15 protein-coding genes and 1 riboswitch are annotated in these 17,114 nt (G+C 36.1%); of the genes, 7 read left to right on the plus strand and 8 right to left on the minus strand.

Going from position 1 to position 17,114, the window contains the following annotated elements; genetic code table 11:
* Window positions 1–182: 182 nt before the first annotated feature.
* Together J2S06_RS06755 and J2S06_RS06760 are read left to right on the plus strand one after the other, a co-directional pair.
* Window positions 183–1,976 (plus strand): L-lactate permease, encoded by a 1,794-nt coding sequence (locus tag J2S06_RS06755; RefSeq protein WP_419151762.1) that lies wholly within the window; start codon window positions 183–185, stop codon window positions 1,974–1,976.
* 465 nt (window positions 1,977–2,441) lie between these two features.
* A complete protein-coding gene (locus tag J2S06_RS06760) occupies window positions 2,442–4,211 on the plus strand; it encodes a B12-binding domain-containing radical SAM protein (protein ID WP_419151763.1) in 1,770 nt (589 codons plus the stop codon).
* Between the two features lie 175 nt (window positions 4,212–4,386).
* Here the strand turns inward: J2S06_RS06760 and J2S06_RS06765 are convergent, their stop codons facing one another.
* The 3 genes from J2S06_RS06765 to J2S06_RS06775 form a co-directional block, all read right to left on the minus strand.
* Window positions 4,387–4,569, minus strand: a complete 183-nt coding sequence (locus J2S06_RS06765; RefSeq protein WP_044895443.1) for a hypothetical protein — start codon at window positions 4,567–4,569, stop codon at window positions 4,387–4,389.
* Window position 4,570: 1 nt separating this feature from the next.
* The gene (locus tag J2S06_RS06770; protein ID WP_044895444.1) at window positions 4,571–4,726 is read right to left on the minus strand and encodes a hypothetical protein; all 156 of its coding nucleotides are present in this window, start codon (window positions 4,724–4,726) and stop codon (window positions 4,571–4,573) included.
* Between the two features lie 479 nt (window positions 4,727–5,205).
* Window positions 5,206–6,558, minus strand: a complete 1,353-nt coding sequence (locus J2S06_RS06775) for a TrkH family potassium uptake protein (protein ID WP_083979351.1) — start codon at window positions 6,556–6,558, stop codon at window positions 5,206–5,208.
* A 154-nt stretch (window positions 6,559–6,712) separates the two neighbouring features.
* Here J2S06_RS06775 and J2S06_RS06780 point away from each other — a divergent pair, with 154 nt between their 5' ends.
* The 3 genes from J2S06_RS06780 (at window position 6,713) to J2S06_RS06790 (ending at window position 10,854) form a co-directional block, all read left to right on the plus strand.
* Complete coding sequence (locus J2S06_RS06780; protein ID WP_044895447.1) at window positions 6,713–7,840, plus strand: CdaR family transcriptional regulator; 1,128 nt, start codon at window positions 6,713–6,715, stop codon at window positions 7,838–7,840.
* A 279-nt stretch (window positions 7,841–8,119) separates the two neighbouring features.
* Window positions 8,120–9,532 (plus strand): glycolate oxidase subunit GlcD, encoded by a 1,413-nt coding sequence (gene glcD / locus J2S06_RS06785; protein ID WP_419151764.1) that lies wholly within the window; start codon window positions 8,120–8,122, stop codon window positions 9,530–9,532.
* On the plus strand, window positions 9,529–10,854 hold the full coding sequence (locus J2S06_RS06790; protein WP_419151765.1) for a (Fe-S)-binding protein: 1,326 nt from the start codon (window positions 9,529–9,531) through the stop codon (window positions 10,852–10,854). Before glcD ends, J2S06_RS06790 begins: the two co-directional genes overlap by 4 nt.
* 11 nt (window positions 10,855–10,865) lie before the next feature.
* On the opposite strand, the gene J2S06_RS06795 is transcribed toward J2S06_RS06790, so the two are convergent.
* Window positions 10,866–11,063, minus strand: coding sequence for a hypothetical protein (locus J2S06_RS06795; RefSeq protein ID WP_044747585.1), 198 nt, complete (start codon window positions 11,061–11,063; stop codon window positions 10,866–10,868).
* 314 nt (window positions 11,064–11,377) lie between these two features.
* Between J2S06_RS06795 and J2S06_RS06800 the strand changes: the two genes are divergently transcribed.
* Both J2S06_RS06800 and J2S06_RS06805 read left to right on the plus strand, forming a co-directional pair.
* The gene (locus J2S06_RS06800) at window positions 11,378–12,070 is read left to right on the plus strand and encodes a DUF1836 domain-containing protein (protein ID WP_419151766.1); all 693 of its coding nucleotides are present in this window, start codon (window positions 11,378–11,380) and stop codon (window positions 12,068–12,070) included.
* 89 nt (window positions 12,071–12,159) lie between these two features.
* Window positions 12,160–12,351: an alpha/beta-type small acid-soluble spore protein gene (locus J2S06_RS06805; protein ID WP_044747583.1), complete on the plus strand. Its 192-nt coding sequence runs from the start codon at window positions 12,160–12,162 to the stop codon at window positions 12,349–12,351.
* Window positions 12,352–12,541: 190 nt separating this feature from the next.
* Here J2S06_RS06805 and J2S06_RS06810 read toward each other — a convergent pair whose 3' ends face one another.
* The 4 genes from J2S06_RS06810 to J2S06_RS06825 form a co-directional block, all read right to left on the minus strand.
* Window positions 12,542–13,558, minus strand: a complete 1,017-nt coding sequence (locus J2S06_RS06810; RefSeq protein ID WP_419151767.1) for an anti-sigma factor domain-containing protein — start codon at window positions 13,556–13,558, stop codon at window positions 12,542–12,544.
* Window positions 13,555–14,286, minus strand: a complete 732-nt coding sequence (gene sigI / locus J2S06_RS06815; RefSeq protein WP_419151796.1) for an RNA polymerase sigma factor SigI — start codon at window positions 14,284–14,286, stop codon at window positions 13,555–13,557. The genes J2S06_RS06810 and sigI overlap by 4 nt, the downstream gene beginning before the upstream one ends.
* A gap of 374 nt (window positions 14,287–14,660) precedes the next feature.
* The gene (locus tag J2S06_RS06820; RefSeq protein ID WP_419151768.1) at window positions 14,661–15,857 is read right to left on the minus strand and encodes a M20 family metallopeptidase; all 1,197 of its coding nucleotides are present in this window, start codon (window positions 15,855–15,857) and stop codon (window positions 14,661–14,663) included.
* Between the two features lie 102 nt (window positions 15,858–15,959).
* Window positions 15,960–16,748 (minus strand): TerC family protein, encoded by a 789-nt coding sequence (locus J2S06_RS06825; protein WP_419151769.1) that lies wholly within the window; start codon window positions 16,746–16,748, stop codon window positions 15,960–15,962.
* A 38-nt stretch (window positions 16,749–16,786) separates the two neighbouring features.
* A riboswitch (yybP-ykoY riboswitch) is annotated at window positions 16,787–16,943 on the minus strand.
* Window positions 16,944–17,114: the final 171 nt, after the last annotated feature.

Here is a 17,114-nt window from a genome sequence, read left to right on the forward strand (position 1 = left end):
TCATAAACATATTCATACGATTATTTTACTGGATATCCTTTAAAAAAAGCAAAATTGTGTCTTGAAAAATGGTAACGGTTACATTATCATATAATTTAGTCATCAGATGACTATATGACCTAACATTTTTAAGTATTTTAATAATCAGAATTTTCATTATTATTGTTAAGGGGGAAATTTCCATGAGCTTAGGGGTATTATCTTTTATTGCGATGATCCCAATTGTAAGTGTTTTCATTTTTCTCGTCTTGCTGCAATGGCCAGCCAAGCGTGCGATGCCAGTGGCTCTTATGATTACCGCGTTAACAGCTTATTTTTTATGGGGAACAGACAAAAATGTTATTGCCGCCTCTGTCCTGAATGGAATGATCACTTCTTTTGAAATTTTATTAATCGTTTTTGGTGCTGTTTTACTTTTAAATACGTTGAAGGAGAGCGGAGCGGTTGCAACTATTCGCAAAGGCTTTATTACCATTTCACCAGACCGCAGAATTCAAACGATCATTATTGCCTGGTTGTTCGGCTCTTTTATTGAAGGGGCTTCAGGATGGGGAACACCAGCTGCCATTACGGCTCCCCTTCTCGTAGCGATTGGCTTTCCAGCAATGGCAGCTGTTTTAGTTGCGCTCATTATGCAAAGTACTCCCGTCTCCTATGGGGCGATTGGCACACCTATATTAGTCGGTGTTAATGGGAGCTTAGCTAATCAACCGAGTGTGTTAAATGCTTTAGGAGATTGGGAATATCAGTCCTATTTATTAAAAATTACAGCAAATGTCGGCTTGCTTCATGCAATTGTTGGTTTTTTAATTCCGCTTTTCATGGTCAGCATGCTTACACGTTTTTTTGGAAAAGAACGCTCTTTCCGCAAAGGTTTACAAGTATGGAAATTTGCTTTATTTGCAGGTGTATCCTTTACCGTTCCGTACTATATCATTGCAGCCTTTTTAGGACCAGAATTCCCTTCATTAATCGGGGCCTTAATTGGTATGATCATCGTTATTCCTGCTGCTAAAAAAGGAATGTTTATGCCAAAAGAAAGTGAAATTTTCGATTTCGAGGAAAGAAAAAATTGGGAAGCCGAATGGATTGGGAATTTAAATAAAGAACAGCCGAAGGAAATGATAAAAGGGAAAGAGCTTTCCTTAATAAAAGCATGGTCTCCTTATATATTCGTCGCAATTTTGCTCGTTTTAACGCGAGTATCACCACAAGTAAAAGAAATGTTGACATCTAAATATGTTACTTTATCAATTGAAGGCTTTTTTGGGACAAATATTGGTTACAAGCTTTCACCTTTATATGTACCGGGAACGATCTTTATTTTTGTGTCAATATTAACGTTTTTCTTCCATAAAATGAATTGGTCCTCCTATCAAAAAGCTTGGTCCAATTCCTTAAAAACGGTCGTTAGTGCAGGATCAGCGTTAATATTTGCAGTCCCGATGATAAAAATTTTCTTAAATACACAAACAGAAGAACTGACGAGCATGCCTTTAGTGCTCGCTGAAAGTTTAGCAAATGTAGTCGGACCGCTATGGCCATTTTTTGCCCCATCAATTGGAGCATTAGGAGCTTTTATAGCTGGTAGTAATACATTTAGTAATATGATGTTTTCGATCTTCCAATTTGGCGCTGCCCAAAACATCGGTCTAGATGTCACCGCAACGAGTTATGTTGTAGCATTGCAAGCCATTGGCGGAGCTGCCGGAAATATGATTTGTGTACATAACGTCGTTGCCGCATCTGCAACAGTAGGTTTAATTGGGAAAGAAGGAATTTTAATACGTCGGGCTCTCATTCCGATGAGCTATTATGTATTGGCTGGAGGCGCTATCGGGATGGCAATTATTTCAGGAGGATTGAACGTTTGGATATTCATTTACCTCCTTATCTTAATCGGATATTTCACCATCATGTATTATAATAAAGGGAATCTTCCTGTTCGCGTTAAGAAAAAAGGAATGAGCGCTTAAAACATGTTAAAAAGAACAAAATCTCATCTTTTGGTTTATTTACTATTAAAAAAATTATTTGATCAAAGAAATAACACTTAGTAAAGATAAAACCATAATACTTTAACTCCTCAAAATGTAAAGGTATAATATAATTAGACAAGGAGAAAGCCTTATACGATTACAGCATAGATTTTGTGGATGGATATTTAAGCGCCATAGCACAGTTCAGTGAAGTAAATTCCATCATCACTTGGAATGAGAAAGATTTCAAACGTTTAGGTGTAGAGTTTTATACTCCTGAACAAGTATGAAATACTTAATAAGTTTATTCATGAAATACAAGAAGGTGTTCTAAAAGTATAAAAAATTGGGGCACCTTCTTTTTTGATTTCCGAATTTAAAAGAATAAATGATGATAAAATTTTTTATTAAAATTTATGATAGAATAATGTCGTTACAAAATATGATATAAAGGTGTTGAAAATGAATATTGTTGTCAGTTCATTAAACGCAAAATATATTCATACGAATTTAGCCATACGTTATTTAAAGGCTTATGCATATCCTGAATTTGATCTACAAATCGCTGAATATACAATAAAGGATCCTGCAATGAATATTGTTACGGACCTCTTTCGAAAAAAACCTGATGTGTTAGGATTTAGCTGCTATATTTGGAATATTGAAGAAACGATTAAAGTAATTAAAATGTTGAAAAAAATTCAACCAGATTTAATCATCGTGTTAGGTGGTCCGGAAGTCACCTATGATACGAAAGAATGGATGGAAAAAGTTCCTGAAATCGATTTTATCGTCATCGGTGAAGGGGAAGAAACATTTAAACAGTTTTTAATGGAACTGCACGGTGGACAAAAATTTGATCGAGTAAGCGGCTTAGCTTTTCGTCATCATGACAAAATTGTCGTAAACCCACAACGTAATAAAATTGATTTACGCACGATGCCGTCACCGTTTCGCTTTGAAGATGACTTGCCTCACCTTTCAAAACGTGTAACTTATATTGAAACGAGCAGGGGTTGTCCATTTAGCTGTCAATTTTGTTTATCATCTATTGAAGTCGGTGTTCGTTATTTTGATCGCGAAAAAATAAAGGATGATATTCGCTATTTGATGAAAAATGGAGCAAAAACGATTAAATTCGTCGACCGTACATTTAATATTAGCCGTAGTTATGCAATGGATATGTTTCAGTTTTTAATTGATGAGCATCTACCGGGAACTGTCTTTCAGTTTGAGATTACAGCTGATATTATGCGGCCAGAAGTTATTGAGTTTTTAAATAAAAATGCGCCAAAAGGATTGTTCCGCTTTGAAATTGGTGTGCAATCAACAAATGATTTAACAAATGAGCTCGTTAAACGGAAGCAAAACTTTAATAAATTAACTCGTACTGTTACGATGGTCAAAGACGGCGGGAAAATAGCTCAACATCTAGATTTAATTGCAGGGCTCCCGGAGGAAGATTACGATTCATTTAAGAAAACGTTTAATGATGTTTTTGCTTTACGACCTGAAGAACTGCAGCTAGGCTTTTTAAAAATGCTTCGTGGAACGGGTTTAAGAATTGGTGCAGAAAAATATGGTTATGTTTACATGGATCATGCACCATATGAAATTTTAAGGAATAATGTTCTTTCCTTTGATGATATCGTTCGAATTAAACAAGTAGAAGATGTGTTAGAAAAATATTGGAACGACCACCGGATGGATGAAACGATTGAATATTTAGTTAAACATGTATTTCAAACACCATTTGACTTTTTCCAAGAATTTGGAATTTATTGGGATGAACGCGGCTGGGCACGCATTGGCCATCAATTAGAGGATTTATTTAGAAGGCTTTATGAATATTTAAAGGCTCATAAAAATGAACATGTTCCGATTATTGAAGGGTTTATGAAATACGACTACTTGCGCAACCATAAACATAAACCGCGTAAACCGTGGTGGTCGGAAAAATTATCAAAAAAAGAACTAAGCCATATTTACGAAGCCATTTTACAAGAGCCTCATTTATTAGGGGAAGCATTTGTTGAACTCCAAATAAATGAAAAGGATTTATATAAACATACCATTGTCGAGATTCTTCCATTTGATTTACAATATTATCAAAAAACGGGTTCCATTTTACATGAGCCGACCATATTACTTGTTTATTATCATCCAAATAAAAAAACACCATCGGTTTTCACCGCTGCAAAACATCAACTACAGCGGTTGGAAAAAGCGTAAACTTTAAGGCTGTCCTAAAGATAGCCTTAAAGTTTACAAAAAAATAAATGCCCGCTACTGTATGAATAGCAGGCACATCGATGAAGTTAATGCATGATATGTTACTAAATGTTAGATGTGAAGGATTTTATATCATGCAAGTTTATTTTTTGCCATTACATGATTTTTATGCACGTTATTTTTCTTTATTTGAACATTTGTCCTCTTTTTTACCTTTGTTTTCTTTTGCTAATAGGTCATAAATTTTGTGCGCATTATAATCGCCAAGCTCCCCTCCAAATTCTTCCTGAAGGAATCGTTTATCGAGCCGTTTTTGATGTATTTGTGGTTCTTCATTTTTCTTCTGATTTTTTGCCATTTTATCTTTTTCCTTTATTCCCTTTTTTCGAATTTCGATTGGCACCTTTAATCGGGTTTTCGCTATCGTAACTAGCAGAAAATTCCGTATCAGGCAAACTTTCTGTTGGCGTGAAATTATGTTTAGTAGCCTGTTTACGAGCGACTTTACGCTTCATGAAAAAATTCCTCCTTCCTTCAATTTTAATGTTGTTCCAAATTGTGATGAAGTAGACACGGAAATAATTAGTAAATAAACCAAAATTATGCACCATTTAACATATAGAAAAGCACAAGTGTTGATTATCCATTATTGTACTTAAACATACAGAATCGTATGGCTGAACACAAGCTTATCTGCCACATCCCTCGAACAAGAAACGCCAGCGGGCAAATTCATTCGGCCGCTGGCGTTCTTGTTTGAGAAGGGCATGCGTATAGCATGCCCAGTCGGCAAACGAATAGCTTGCCGACTCCAGCAGAAAAGCTAGAAATAGAGCCATCCCAACTGGTTACTATTGGTTAATCAACACACTTGATAGAAAAGATGTATATAAAGGCTTCCCAATTTTATAAAATAGTTCAGTATAAAGACCTGAACTTTTTTAATGAACTTTTTTTAAAACAATTTTAGGAGTAAACCGGTTTTTCGGGTTTATTAACCAATAATGACTCGTTCTTTTGGATAGTGGATTTTCGCTTCCACTTCACGGCGTCCCAGCATAAATAAAAAGGAAAGGATCCCAATTCGTCCGATAAACATAATAATCATAATGACAATTTTGCCTGTTGTTGATAATTGTGAAGTAATTCCCATCGAAAGACCAGTTGTCCCAAAGGCAGAGCATACTTCAAATAATATTGGGAGAAGTCCGAACGGTTCTGTAATCATTAAAACAATGACAGCGGTAAAGCAAATGATTAATGCTACGATGGTCACGACTAAAGATTTCATAATATCTACTTGATGAATTTCCCGACGAAATACTTTCACGGTACGTGATCCGCGGGCAAAATGAAGTAAGACGAGCAGCACAATGGCAAAAGTTGTCGTCCGAATTCCACCGCCAACAGAGCTTGGTGAAGCACCAATAAACATTAAAAAGCATAAAATGAGCAATGTTGGCTCACTAAATTGGCTTACATCCATTGTCGCTAAACCAGCGCTGCGTGTAGTAGCTGATTGGAAAAATGCATAAAAAAACGATTCATGCCATGTTTTATCTGCAAAAAAATGATGAATTTCAATCAGCATAATTGCAAACGTTCCAAAGATTAATAAGCCAAAAAAGGTGGTCGTCGTCAGCTTTGTATAAAGAGAAAAACGATATCTATATTGTTGCTTTTTATATATCATAAAATTTTTCACTTCTATTAAGACTGGAAAACCGATAGCGCCTAATGTTAATAAAATAAAGTTTACGATTTGAACAAAATAATCATTGGCAAAAGGAACTAATGAATCACCAGTAATATCAAAGCCAGCATTTGTCGTAGCGCTGACAGAAGCAAAAAAACCTTGTAAAAAAGCTTCCTGCCATGTAGGATAATAATTTAAAAAATAAGTTCCTAAAACAACGGTGCCAATCAGTTCAATCATTAAAATAATCGTTAATATTTGCCTCATTAAATTCACTAATCCGGCAAGGCTTGATTGGTTTTGATCCTGCATAATAAGGCGGCGCTCTTTCAAACCAATTTTCTTTCCAAATATTAGCCATATAAATGTTCCAAGTGTCATAATGCCAATACCGCCAAATTGAAGGACAAATGCTAACAAAAAGATCCCTGGAACACTAAATGTATCAGCTGTTGATACCGTTGTTAAACCTGTCACACTGACAGCACTTACGGCCGTAAATAGTGAATCAATAAACGACCATTCAACACCTGGCTTTCTCGCAAAAGGCAAGCTTAATAATAAAAAGGAAACCGTTACAGCTAAAAAATAAAAGGTCACGATTAATTGTGGTGGTGACAAAGAGTCTAACCATTTTCGTGTGTTTTTCATCATGCTTCATTCCCCAACTCTTGTTATACTTTTCGTTCTTTATCATAAAGAATATAAACAAGTTTTTGAAGGTATTTTATGTATTTTTTTCAATCATAACGGATATTTTCACATTCTTTTACGACAAAATTTATTTTTACTGGAGGAATCGACAATGCTTTTACCGTCATTGGCCATTAAAATTATCGACGAAGTTCGAAAGTTAACTTCTGAACAGCTGATCATAACGAACAAAGACGGCACGATTATCGCGAGTACCCTGCCTGAGCGAATCGGTAAATTTCATGAAGGAGCTCTTTTAGCTTGTTCCAACAAAGAAACCATTCGTATAACGAAAGAAGATGAAAATCATTTAAAAGGTGTCAAAGCAGGGATTTGTTTGCCGATTTGCTTTCACCAGGAAGTAATTGGTGTGATTGGCATTACGGGAGAGCCAAAGCAAGTGGAATCGTATGGTGAATTGTTAAAAAAGATGACAGAGCTTCTGATCCAAGAAAGCTATTTTTATGATCAACGGGAATGGATGCAAAGAGCCTATGAAACTTTTCTTTTTGATTGGCTGAATGAACGTGAATGGACCGATGATTTTTATGAACGCGCCAATGTACTACATATTGATTTACAAAAACGAAAACAAGTGATCATGGGGGGTTATAACAAGAGTCAGTCCTTAAAAGACCATCATTTGCTTGCCGATTTGCAAAATTTATTTCAATCAGAAGGAACCCTAATTCTTCAATGGGGACTTGGGAAAATCATTATCATTGTAAATGTAGAGCTACCAGTTGATGATCAAAAATTAAAAGGCTGGCTTGGACAAATCGTAAAATATTGTAAAGAATATTACCACATCCATCTTCGTTTTGGTGTTGGAAACGTAGTACCATCTGAAAAGCTAAAAGAATCTTTTTCACTTGCTGAGCGGGCTTTAAAGGCTGCAACGAGTAACCATAACATCGTGTTTGAAAATGAGCTCGGTTTAGAAATGTGCCTGCAAGAAATCACATTTAAGACAAAAAAGCAATTCGTTCACCGGACAATTGGGAAAATTTTGCACGAACATGAGCTGTTGGAAACGCTGCGCACGCTCATGGCCAAAAATAATTCTTTGAAAGAAACAGCTGAAGCATTGCATATTCATATAAATACTTTGCATTATAGGCTAAAAAAGGTGGAGGAAATAACAAGTTTACGTCCAAGGTATATTAAAGATTTAACTACCTTATATTTAGCGATAAAGTTTTTAGATGAATATCCAATAGATTTTAAAGAAAACGCTTAATTTTTGTATGTATATATATAGTAACAAAACCTCTCGATTATTTATGCTTGTATTAATAAGGCTCTTTTCTAAAAGATTGTTGCTTTTCGATACGATAGCTATTCGACTGTCAGGCAAGCGATACGCTTGCTATGTCACGCTCTAGCGTGACGTGAACCGAACAAAAGTCGATGATCGGACAAATATAATTTGTCCGACCACGTGCTTTGTTCGGCTCATGGCCAGTCGAAAAGCAACAAAGTTTACGAAAACAGCCATTAATAAAAGGGAGGTGCAAGTATGTTAACGCAAAAGGTGAAAAAACAATTAGAGAACATTGTTGGCAAAGAAAATGTTGAAGATTCACAAGCTGCTAAACTTGTCTATTCTTATGATGCGACACCACAATTCCAATCACTACCTGATGCTATCGTTTCTCCTCGAAATACAGAGGAGGTTTCAAAAATTGTAAAGTTATGTAATGACCATAATATTCCGATTGTTCCCCGTGGTTCAGGTACAAACCTATGTGCAGGCACTTGTCCAATCGAAGGTGGAATCGTCCTATTATTTAAACATATGAACAACATTATCGAAATTGATGAGGACAATTTAACCGTAACCGTTCAACCAGGTGTCATTACATTAGATTTAATTCAAGAGGTAGAAAAAAAAGGGCTGTTTTATCCCCCTGATCCAAGCTCCATGAAAATATCTACAATTGGTGGAAATCTAAATGAAAATTCCGGAGGATTGCGAGGATTAAAGTACGGGGTAACGAGAGACTACGTATTAGGGCTTGAGGTTGTACTTCCAAATGGTCATATTATTCGAACTGGCGGAAAGCTAGCGAAAGATGTGGCTGGATATGATTTAACAAGACTTTTCATCGGTTCAGAAGGTACTTTAGGCATTATTACTGAAGCAACATTAAAGCTCGTCCCAATGCCGGAAACAAAAAAGACAATGCTAGCCTTGTATCAAGATTTAGAAGCAGCAGCCCGTTCTGTTTCGAAAATCATCGCAAATCGAATCATTCCTACAACGCTTGAGTTTTTAGATCAACCGACATTGGAGGTCGTGGAGGATTTTACGAAAATAGGCCTTCCCACAAATGTAAAAGCCGTGTTATTAATCGAACAAGATGGAAATAAGGAACAAGTTGATCGTGATCTAGATAAAATTCAAAAAATCTGTTTAGAGGAAAGTGCCATTTCTGTTCAAATCGCACAAACAGAAGAAGAAGCCAATGAATTGCGAACGGCAAGACGCTCCGCTTTATCGGCGTTAGCCCGCTTGAAACCGACAACAATTCTAGAAGATGCAACGGTTCCCCGTTCTGAAATTGCGAAAATGGTGAAAGCGATTGAAGAAATTGCAAATCAATACAATGTTCGTATTTGTACATTTGGCCATGCTGGTGACGGAAATTTACATCCAACCTGTTTAACAGATGTACGAGATCAAGAAGAAATGGAACGTGTCGAAAAGGCTTTCGAAGCCATTTTCCAAAAAGCCATCGAACTCGGTGGCACGATTACAGGTGAACACGGTGTTGGGGCAATGAAAGCACCTTATTTACATCTTAAGCTAGGCGAAAGCGGTATTCTGGCGATGAAGCAAATCAAGCAAGCATTTGACCCTAATCATATTATGAATCCAGGTAAAGTTTTTGCTAAAAGTGAACGGAAGCGTGTGGTGGTTACATCATGACCAAAACAATCGAACAAAATACGCTGCGAAAAGAGTTTCAAACTCGTTTAAATGAAGATGAATTATTAAATTGTATGAAATGTGGATTTTGTTTACCTTCTTGTCCGACCTATATCGAGACAAGCGCAAATGAGCTGCACTCGCCTCGCGGGCGGATTGCTTTAATGAAAGGGGTCGCAGACGGGCTTATTGAGCCGAATGAGGAAGTGGAAAAATCGTTAAACGTTTGTCTAGGCTGTCGAGCCTGTGAACCGGTTTGTCCTTCAGGTGTTCGTTATGGACATTTATTGGAAGAAGCTCGCGACATTATCCAGCAATCGAAAAAGCAGAGCGCTCCAGCTAAATGGTTTCGTCATATCGTCTTTAAAGAGCTGTTCCCGCATCAAAATAGAATGCGCCGTCTCCTTTCAGTCATCGGACTTTATCAGCGTTCTGGTATTCAAAAAGTAGTGAGAAAAACAGGGGTCATAAACATCCTTCCAGAGCACATGCGGACAATGGAAAAAGTGTTACCAAAAATCCCAACCTATAAACAAATGAAAAATCGGCCTACTTATATTGCTGCAAAAGAAAATGCAATGAAACGGGTTGCCTTTTTTACTGGCTGTTTAATGGACACGATGTTTTTGAACACAAATCAAGCAACAATTGAACTATTAAGGCTTTCCGGTTGTGAAGTCGTTATTCCATCATCACAAAATTGTTGTGGTGCACTACATGGTCATAGTGGAGAAAAACAATTAGCGAAGGAGCTGGCGAAAAGAAATATTTCAGCTTTTGAACAATTAGAAGTGGACTATATTATTTCAAATGCAGGCGGTTGTGGAGCATTTTTATATGAATATGATCATTTGCTGAAAGATGAGAAGGATTGGAATGATCGAGCAAAAGACTTTACGAATAAAATAAAAGATATGACCGAAGTTCTCGTGGAACTAGATTTTCATAACCGTTATGAGCTACGTCTTCCAAATCAAGTGATCACGTACCAAGATTCTTGCCACTTGCGCAATGTCATGAGAACATTTGCTTCACCTCGAATTTTACTTCATGCTATTGAAGGAATCGAATTTAAAGAAATGAAGGAAGCTGACAGATGCTGCGGTTCAGCAGGAATTTACAATCTCGTTCAGCCTGAAATGTCCAAGCAAATTCTAGATCATAAAATGGAACATGTGAAAGAAACGAAAGCGACAACGATTGTTACGGCAAATCCTGGCTGCTTATTACAGATGAAGCTCGGAATCGAACGAGAAGGAATCGAAAATATAAAAGCTGTTCATATTGCCGATTTATTGCTAGAAGCTGTAAAAGCAAATTAAGGGGCTCCCCCTTAATTTGCACCATCATCAAAAAATTCTTCTAATTCGTCTTTTTTCATCTCTTCTTCCGCGCTTTTGACATACGGATTATCTTCCAACACATCCTTTGGATCCAAATTCGTTTTGATTGCTAATAACGGCCCCTTTGGAGGATCGGCAATTAGTCGATCGTTCAACTCCTTAAAATCTCGTTCCTTTTCCTGGTCCATTGTAATCACCTCCTACTTTTAACATAAACAAAAAAATTTTCATTATGAATCGTATGATTATTAAACAAGGGATTACTGCTTGCCTATTGCTTTTCGACAAGTCATAGGCAAGTGATTCAATTGCTATGTCACGCGATATCGTGAAATCGATGGTCAGACAACTGGTTTGTCCGACCACGTTACAGTCGAAAAGCAACAAAGTTTACGAAAGCAGCCTAAATCAAAAAATGACATAAACAGAATTTAAGTTCATATGAACTTATATTATAATAAGGTTTATAAGAAATTTGGTCATAATGGATTTGGGGTGTATTATGGGAAAAATTAAGTTAAATCGTATAACAATGACAAAGCTTTTATTTTCATTAAAAGGACTTGAATCAAGAACACCTTTACAAATTATTACTGATTGCATTCAACCTGTACATATAGAAGATATCCCTGAATTTATCTTAAAATTTGAACGAAAAAAAAATAAAAAAGAATATGGCTTGTCAACGAATGAAATTGTTGCATTAGGTAATTTATGTGAGTTGACGTCTTTTAAATCTACTTCTATTCAAAACTGGATTAAACGAGATGTAAAAGAGCTTATCGGTTCTCCAGAATTAGGGAAAAAATACTCTGTTGAACAAGCAGCTCTATTATTAATCGTACGAGATTTAAAAGCGGTCTTTGATTTTGAAACGATCTGCCGTCTGCTCATGAAGGTGTTTAATACATTGTCAGATCGCAGCGATGATTTAATTAACCCGTTGCGATTTTATCAAATTTATGCAATAACACTTGAAAATTTAGGGAATATCATGATCGAGCCATCATGTCAAGACCCGCTTGAGGAAAAAATTGAAAAAGAAATATATTCATTACTGCAAGAAGAAATGAATTTACAGCATATAGAGGTAAAAGAAATTACCCATATTCTTGTCATTACCGTTTTATCTGTTTTATCTTCACATATTCAACTTCGGACTATACAATATGCCGAAAAAGCATTTACAACATAATTTTCCTGAATGAAATATTTTCAAGTTCTCATACTAATCATGCAACCATCTTTACAATGCATGCAATGCTTTTAAAGGAGTTGAACAAAATGCCTAGCCGTAATCAATTGCTTGTTCCTGGTGTTGAGCAAATGTTGGAGCAATTCAAGGCTGAAATTGCACAAGAATTTGGTGTACATCTTGGTTCAGATACTAAAGCTCGTGCAAATGGATCTGTCGGTGGAGAAATGACGAAACGCCTTGTTGCTCAGGCACAAGCACAACTAAATAACACCAAATAAGAGTAATTAATATAGATATATATTTGATAGGGCATTGAAAAAAAGCACCTAACCCGGTGCTTTTTCTTTCTCTTATTTACGATTTCCATTCAATTTATCCTTTTCTGTTCTTTTTTTGCCATTTTTTCTTCGTTTTTCATTTGATGCTTCTTGAAATTCGCTTCCTTAGATTTAGAAAATTTAGCCGCTTTTATTTCATTTCCTTTTTTTTCTCTTGTCGTTGTTTTGTTACTGGATGTTGTTCATAGTCCTTTTTCTTATTTTTTGGAATAGGATGTGAAGTTTCGATATTGTTCTTTCGTTCTTTTCTCTCTTCCTTCGTTATCGGTCTTTCCTTTTCATTTGGATTAAGTGCGTTTTTTTCCTTTGCAATTGAACTTTTGCTTTCTTCTGCCGGTACCGTTTTTTCTTTCCCATTTGAACTTTTTCTTTCTTCTATCAGTTCAAGTTTATTATGAACATCAGACGCCTTACGTTCTTGATTCGTTTGAACCTTTTCGTTCTTTTCCTTTAATTTGAATGATGAATTTTCCTTATTTTCGTTTAAGTACTCTTCCATATATTTTCCTGTAGAAATTCCTTTCTTTTGCGCTTTTTCTCTCGTCTTTACATCTGATTCAATCATTGTAATTCCGATGTTTTCTTTTTTTAAGGTATTCTTTACTTCTTCTAGCTCGTTCTTAAACTGTACATTCTCCTTTTTTTCCTCATCCTTTACAACAGTAGTAATTAATACTTCCTGCTTTTCTTTTAAATAACCCGCTTTGATTGTTTCCTTAATAATCTTCTTTGTAACAACTTGAAAGGATTTGTTTTTCCAATTCTTTAATTGAGCTAATATGCTCTTTGCTTCCTCATTAAAAGCATATATTTGGTAAACTTGAAAATCATCATCTATTTCTAGTTCAAAACTCGGATTAATATCAATTGTCATATAAGCATAAGCATCGGTCTTTTGAAAGAAAGGAAAAATCATCAATAACATAAAAACAAGTGCGAAAATAGAAATGACTGGAAGCTTTAATAATCGCCAGCTTGTGATAGAAGCCCTATTGCTCTCACTTTCTAATTCATGTCCTGGATAAAAAGTGACCTCTTCCCCTAATTGATAATTTTCCCTAGTTCTTTTTGTTTTGACGAATTGACCATCATTGGTTATAACCGTAACAAACTGATGATGAATCTCAACGACGACCCCTCTTTTCATGATTCAAGCACTCCTTTAATATATTCTTTCAAATATACATAATCGCCAGCTAAAATAATGGCCATTGAAACAATATATTTTCGATTCCGTTCAATCGTCTTTCGGCTGACGGAAACTATCTTCTCAAGCTGTTTAATCGGCAGCTTTTTCTTTTTAAAAAACAACTCTTTTAAATCTTCATTTTCTATGAGTGCTTTTGCGACTTTAATAGCATTTTTTCTAGCATCCATATGCTTTGGAGATTGTTCGATGAGCTCCTCAAAAGACAATCCGAATTCTTTCAACACTTTTCGATAATATAAAATTTCCTCTTTTCGTTGTGCTTGTTCAATGAACCGATTATATTCGTCAATAGATAAATTAGCCTCAATTTTACTTTGTGAATGCTCCTCTCCTTCTTGGTCAAGCCGCTCAAAATTGATTGTTGTTTGATTTTTCGATTCTTTTCGTATGTAATCAATAACTTTTCTTTTGATAATCAATTCAGCAAATGATAATAAAGAACTCCCTTTATCTATTGAATATTTTTCAATCGCTTCGTTGAAGGCAATGAGACCGATACTAAATTCATCATCTTGCTCATCAATATATCTTTTACATACAGAAGAAACCGTTTTCGCAATAAATGGTTTATATTGTTCAATGAGCTCATTTTGTTTCTCGAGGTCGCCTTTTTGTATTTCCAAGACTAATTCTTCTAACGTACCTTTTTCCTTTTTAAATTTCATAAAAAGGCTTAACAAATGGTTTCACCTCTACTTCTCCCTATCCTACTCCGATAATAATAGCTAATTTCGACAAAACTGGCAAAGGAAGAAATGTGAAACCAATCGTTTTTTGACATTTAGATTACAAAAATACAGCATAAAGTCATCCTACTTTCACATGTCGAAGCATTAGAAAAATTATTGAGTTTATATAGAGAGTTCGGTTCGAAACGGAATTTTATGAGGGATGTTCACAATTTTTTTACATTTTCATGACATGTATGACAAAAAATTTCTAAAGAAATGTGCTTTTCCAATGATTATATTTTCAATTAAAAAAGCTTGAAGAAAGAACCCTTCAAGCTTTTAAAGATAAAGTCGATCATAAAACGATTTTAGCTGTTTTTTATTTGGAAAGATTCTTTCTTTAAATAGGCCAAAGCTACTGTACCTAGTACTTTGGCAGCAATTAATAAAGAACGTTCATCAATATTAAATCTAGGGTGATGGTGTGGGAACACAATATCTCGATCAACGTTTCCAGCACCTGTGAAGAAAAATGTTCCTTTCACATGCTGCAAGTAATACGCAAAATCTTCCCCACCCATAACAGGTTCCATTTCAAATACGTTTGTAACCTCAGGAATTTTTTTGGCGATTTCAGCTAAAAACATTGTCTCTTTCTCGTGATTGATAACTGCTGGGTAGCCACGCATAAACGAATACGAATAGTTGACGTCTGCTGCCAAGCATGTTCCTTTTACAACTCTTTCGATTTCTTTTTCCATGAAGTCTCGAACTTCTTCTTCAAATGTACGAACTGTTCCCTCCATCTTTGCCGTATCTGCAATGATATTAAAAGCATTTTTCGCTTCAAATGAGCCAATGGATAAAACAGCCGATTTTAATGGATCAATTCTGCGGCTGACAAGCTGCTGTAGATTTGTCACAAGTTGAGAGCCGATCACGATGGCATCTTTCGTTAAATGAGGCTGTGCTCCATGTCCTCCTTTACCTTGAATGTTGATGTGAAAACGGTCAGCCGCTGCCATGATCGGCCCAGAGCGGTAACCAATTTCTCCAACAGGAATAGATGCCCAAAGGTGTGTACCAAAAATTACATCAACTCCTTCTAGACATCCGTCTTTAATCATCGCTAACGCTCCACCAGGCTGCAATTCTTCGGCATGCTGGTGGATGAACACGATATTTCCTTCCAGTTGCTCCTTCATACTTGCAAGAACTTTAGCTAAAACTAATAACGTTGCTGTATGTCCGTCATGTCCACATGCGTGCATGACGCCATCCACCTTGGATCGATAAGGAACATCATTTTCTTCCTGAATAGGAAGTGCATCAAAATCGGCTCTTAAAGCAACTGTTTTACCAGACCTTCCTCCTTTTAGCTTTGCAACGACGCCACGACCTCCGACGCCTGTACGAACTTCGAGACCTAACTTTTTATGATAGTCTGCAATAAACTTCGGTGTATGAACTTCTTGAAAAGATAATTCTGGATATTGATGAAGATATCGACGAATTTCCACCAACTCATCATAATGCATCTCTAATTGTTGAAACAGAAATTCCATCCATCCCTCTCCCTTTAAATATTTAATGTGTTAGTAATATTTTATCGGTTCAAGTTTCCCTAGCCAATACTGTCCTGTGAAAACATGACAAAACCCGCTTCACTAAGAAGCGGGTAAATTCGTTTTCGAATTCTCTCTCTCTGTTGTTTTCTCTTTTGACAAAAACCAACCGGCTACAACTATCAGGATGATGACACTCCAAAAGATTAGCTTCCATGTGGTTGAGTGAATAAAATGTTCAGAAACGATACCAATATCTGGGTGCGAGAGTGTGTGTAATCCCAATTTGATTCCGACCCAGCCAACGATGAAAAAAGCGGCAGTTTCTAAATTAGGACGTTTTGCCAATAATTGAACAAAGGCAGTTGCGGCAAATCTCATTAAGACAACACCTATTAATCCACCTAACAATACAACGAAAAATTGTCCGCCATCCATACCACCAATTCTTGGTAAATTCGTAGCTGGCAGCGTAACGGCTAACGCTACAGCCGCTAATATGGAATCTACTGCAAAAGCGATGTCAGCGAGTTCAACTTTAATGACCGTTGCCCAAAATCCAGAAGCTTTTCTCTCCTTCACCTTTTCTTCTTTCTTTTCTTTCAATAAAAACTTTTTTAGAAGATGCTGGATGGAGATGAACATTAAATAAATGGCCCCAATGGCTTGTACTTGCCATACATTAACTAATAGAGAAATAACAAATAATGATGAAATACGTAAAACAAATGCCCCTGCTAATCCATAGAATAAAGCTTTTTTACGTTGATCTACTGGTAAATGTTTTACCATAACAGCCATGACTAAAGCATTGTCAGCAGCTAAAATTCCTTCTAATAAAATTAATACGAGAAGCACCCATCCGTATTCTAGAAGAATGGCAATGTCCATTTTAAAACCTCCTGTATTTTTAATATAATTTTCAGTGCAGCAGAAGGCAATAGAAAAAGACCTTCGCCACACCGGGCAAAGGTCTTGCTAGACATGGAAATACATGCCAACAAAGCCGATGGAGATGACTCCATGAAATGACGACTTTGTTTTCAGAGTACAGGACTCTGAACGCTACTCCCCTTTTACCAAAAAACAAATATATTGACATTCTTATAATATTAAATGCGTATCGTTTCGTCAAGAGTAAAGTTGTACATTTTTTCCACTCTATGCTCTGTTTTAAACATTTTCGAATCCTTTTCACTTCTTTTTCCTTCTGTTTCATCACATTTCCGAATCGCCATTTGACATTGTTAAAATTTC

Source organism: Bacillus alveayuensis, assembly GCA_030812955.1.
Classification (GTDB): Bacteria; Bacillota; Bacilli; order Bacillales; family Aeribacillaceae; genus Bacillus_CB; species Bacillus_CB alveayuensis.

Coding starts and splice junctions, on each gene's coding strand:
- J2S06_RS06755 (WP_419151762.1), top strand. CDS start 183: ATGAGCTTAGGGGTATTATCTTTTATTGCGATGATCCCAATTGTAAGT.
- J2S06_RS06805 (WP_044747583.1), top strand. CDS start 12,160: ATGCCTAGCCGTAATCAATTGCTTGTTCCTGGTGTTGAGCAAATGTTG.
- J2S06_RS06775 (WP_083979351.1), bottom strand. CDS start 6,558: ATGAAAAACACACGAAAATGGTTAGACTCTTTGTCACCACCACAATTA.
- J2S06_RS06825 (WP_419151769.1), bottom strand. CDS start 16,748: ATGGACATTGCCATTCTTCTAGAATACGGATGGGTGCTTCTCGTATTA.
- J2S06_RS06770 (WP_044895444.1), bottom strand. CDS start 4,726: ATGAAGCGTAAAGTCGCTCGTAAACAGGCTACTAAACATAATTTCACG.
- J2S06_RS06790 (WP_419151765.1), top strand. CDS start 9,529: ATGACCAAAACAATCGAACAAAATACGCTGCGAAAAGAGTTTCAAACT.
- J2S06_RS06795 (WP_044747585.1), bottom strand. CDS start 11,063: ATGGACCAGGAAAAGGAACGAGATTTTAAGGAGTTGAACGATCGACTA.
- J2S06_RS06760 (WP_419151763.1), top strand. CDS start 2,442: ATGAATATTGTTGTCAGTTCATTAAACGCAAAATATATTCATACGAAT.
- J2S06_RS06780 (WP_044895447.1), top strand. CDS start 6,713: ATGCTTTTACCGTCATTGGCCATTAAAATTATCGACGAAGTTCGAAAG.
- J2S06_RS06820 (WP_419151768.1), bottom strand. CDS start 15,857: ATGGAATTTCTGTTTCAACAATTAGAGATGCATTATGATGAGTTGGTG.
- glcD (WP_419151764.1), top strand. CDS start 8,120: ATGTTAACGCAAAAGGTGAAAAAACAATTAGAGAACATTGTTGGCAAA.
- J2S06_RS06800 (WP_419151766.1), top strand. CDS start 11,378: ATGGGAAAAATTAAGTTAAATCGTATAACAATGACAAAGCTTTTATTT.
- J2S06_RS06765 (WP_044895443.1), bottom strand. CDS start 4,569: ATGGCAAAAAATCAGAAGAAAAATGAAGAACCACAAATACATCAAAAA.
- J2S06_RS06810 (WP_419151767.1), bottom strand. CDS start 13,558: ATGAAAAGAGGGGTCGTCGTTGAGATTCATCATCAGTTTGTTACGGTT.
- sigI (WP_419151796.1), bottom strand. CDS start 14,286: ATGAAATTTAAAAAGGAAAAAGGTACGTTAGAAGAATTAGTCTTGGAA.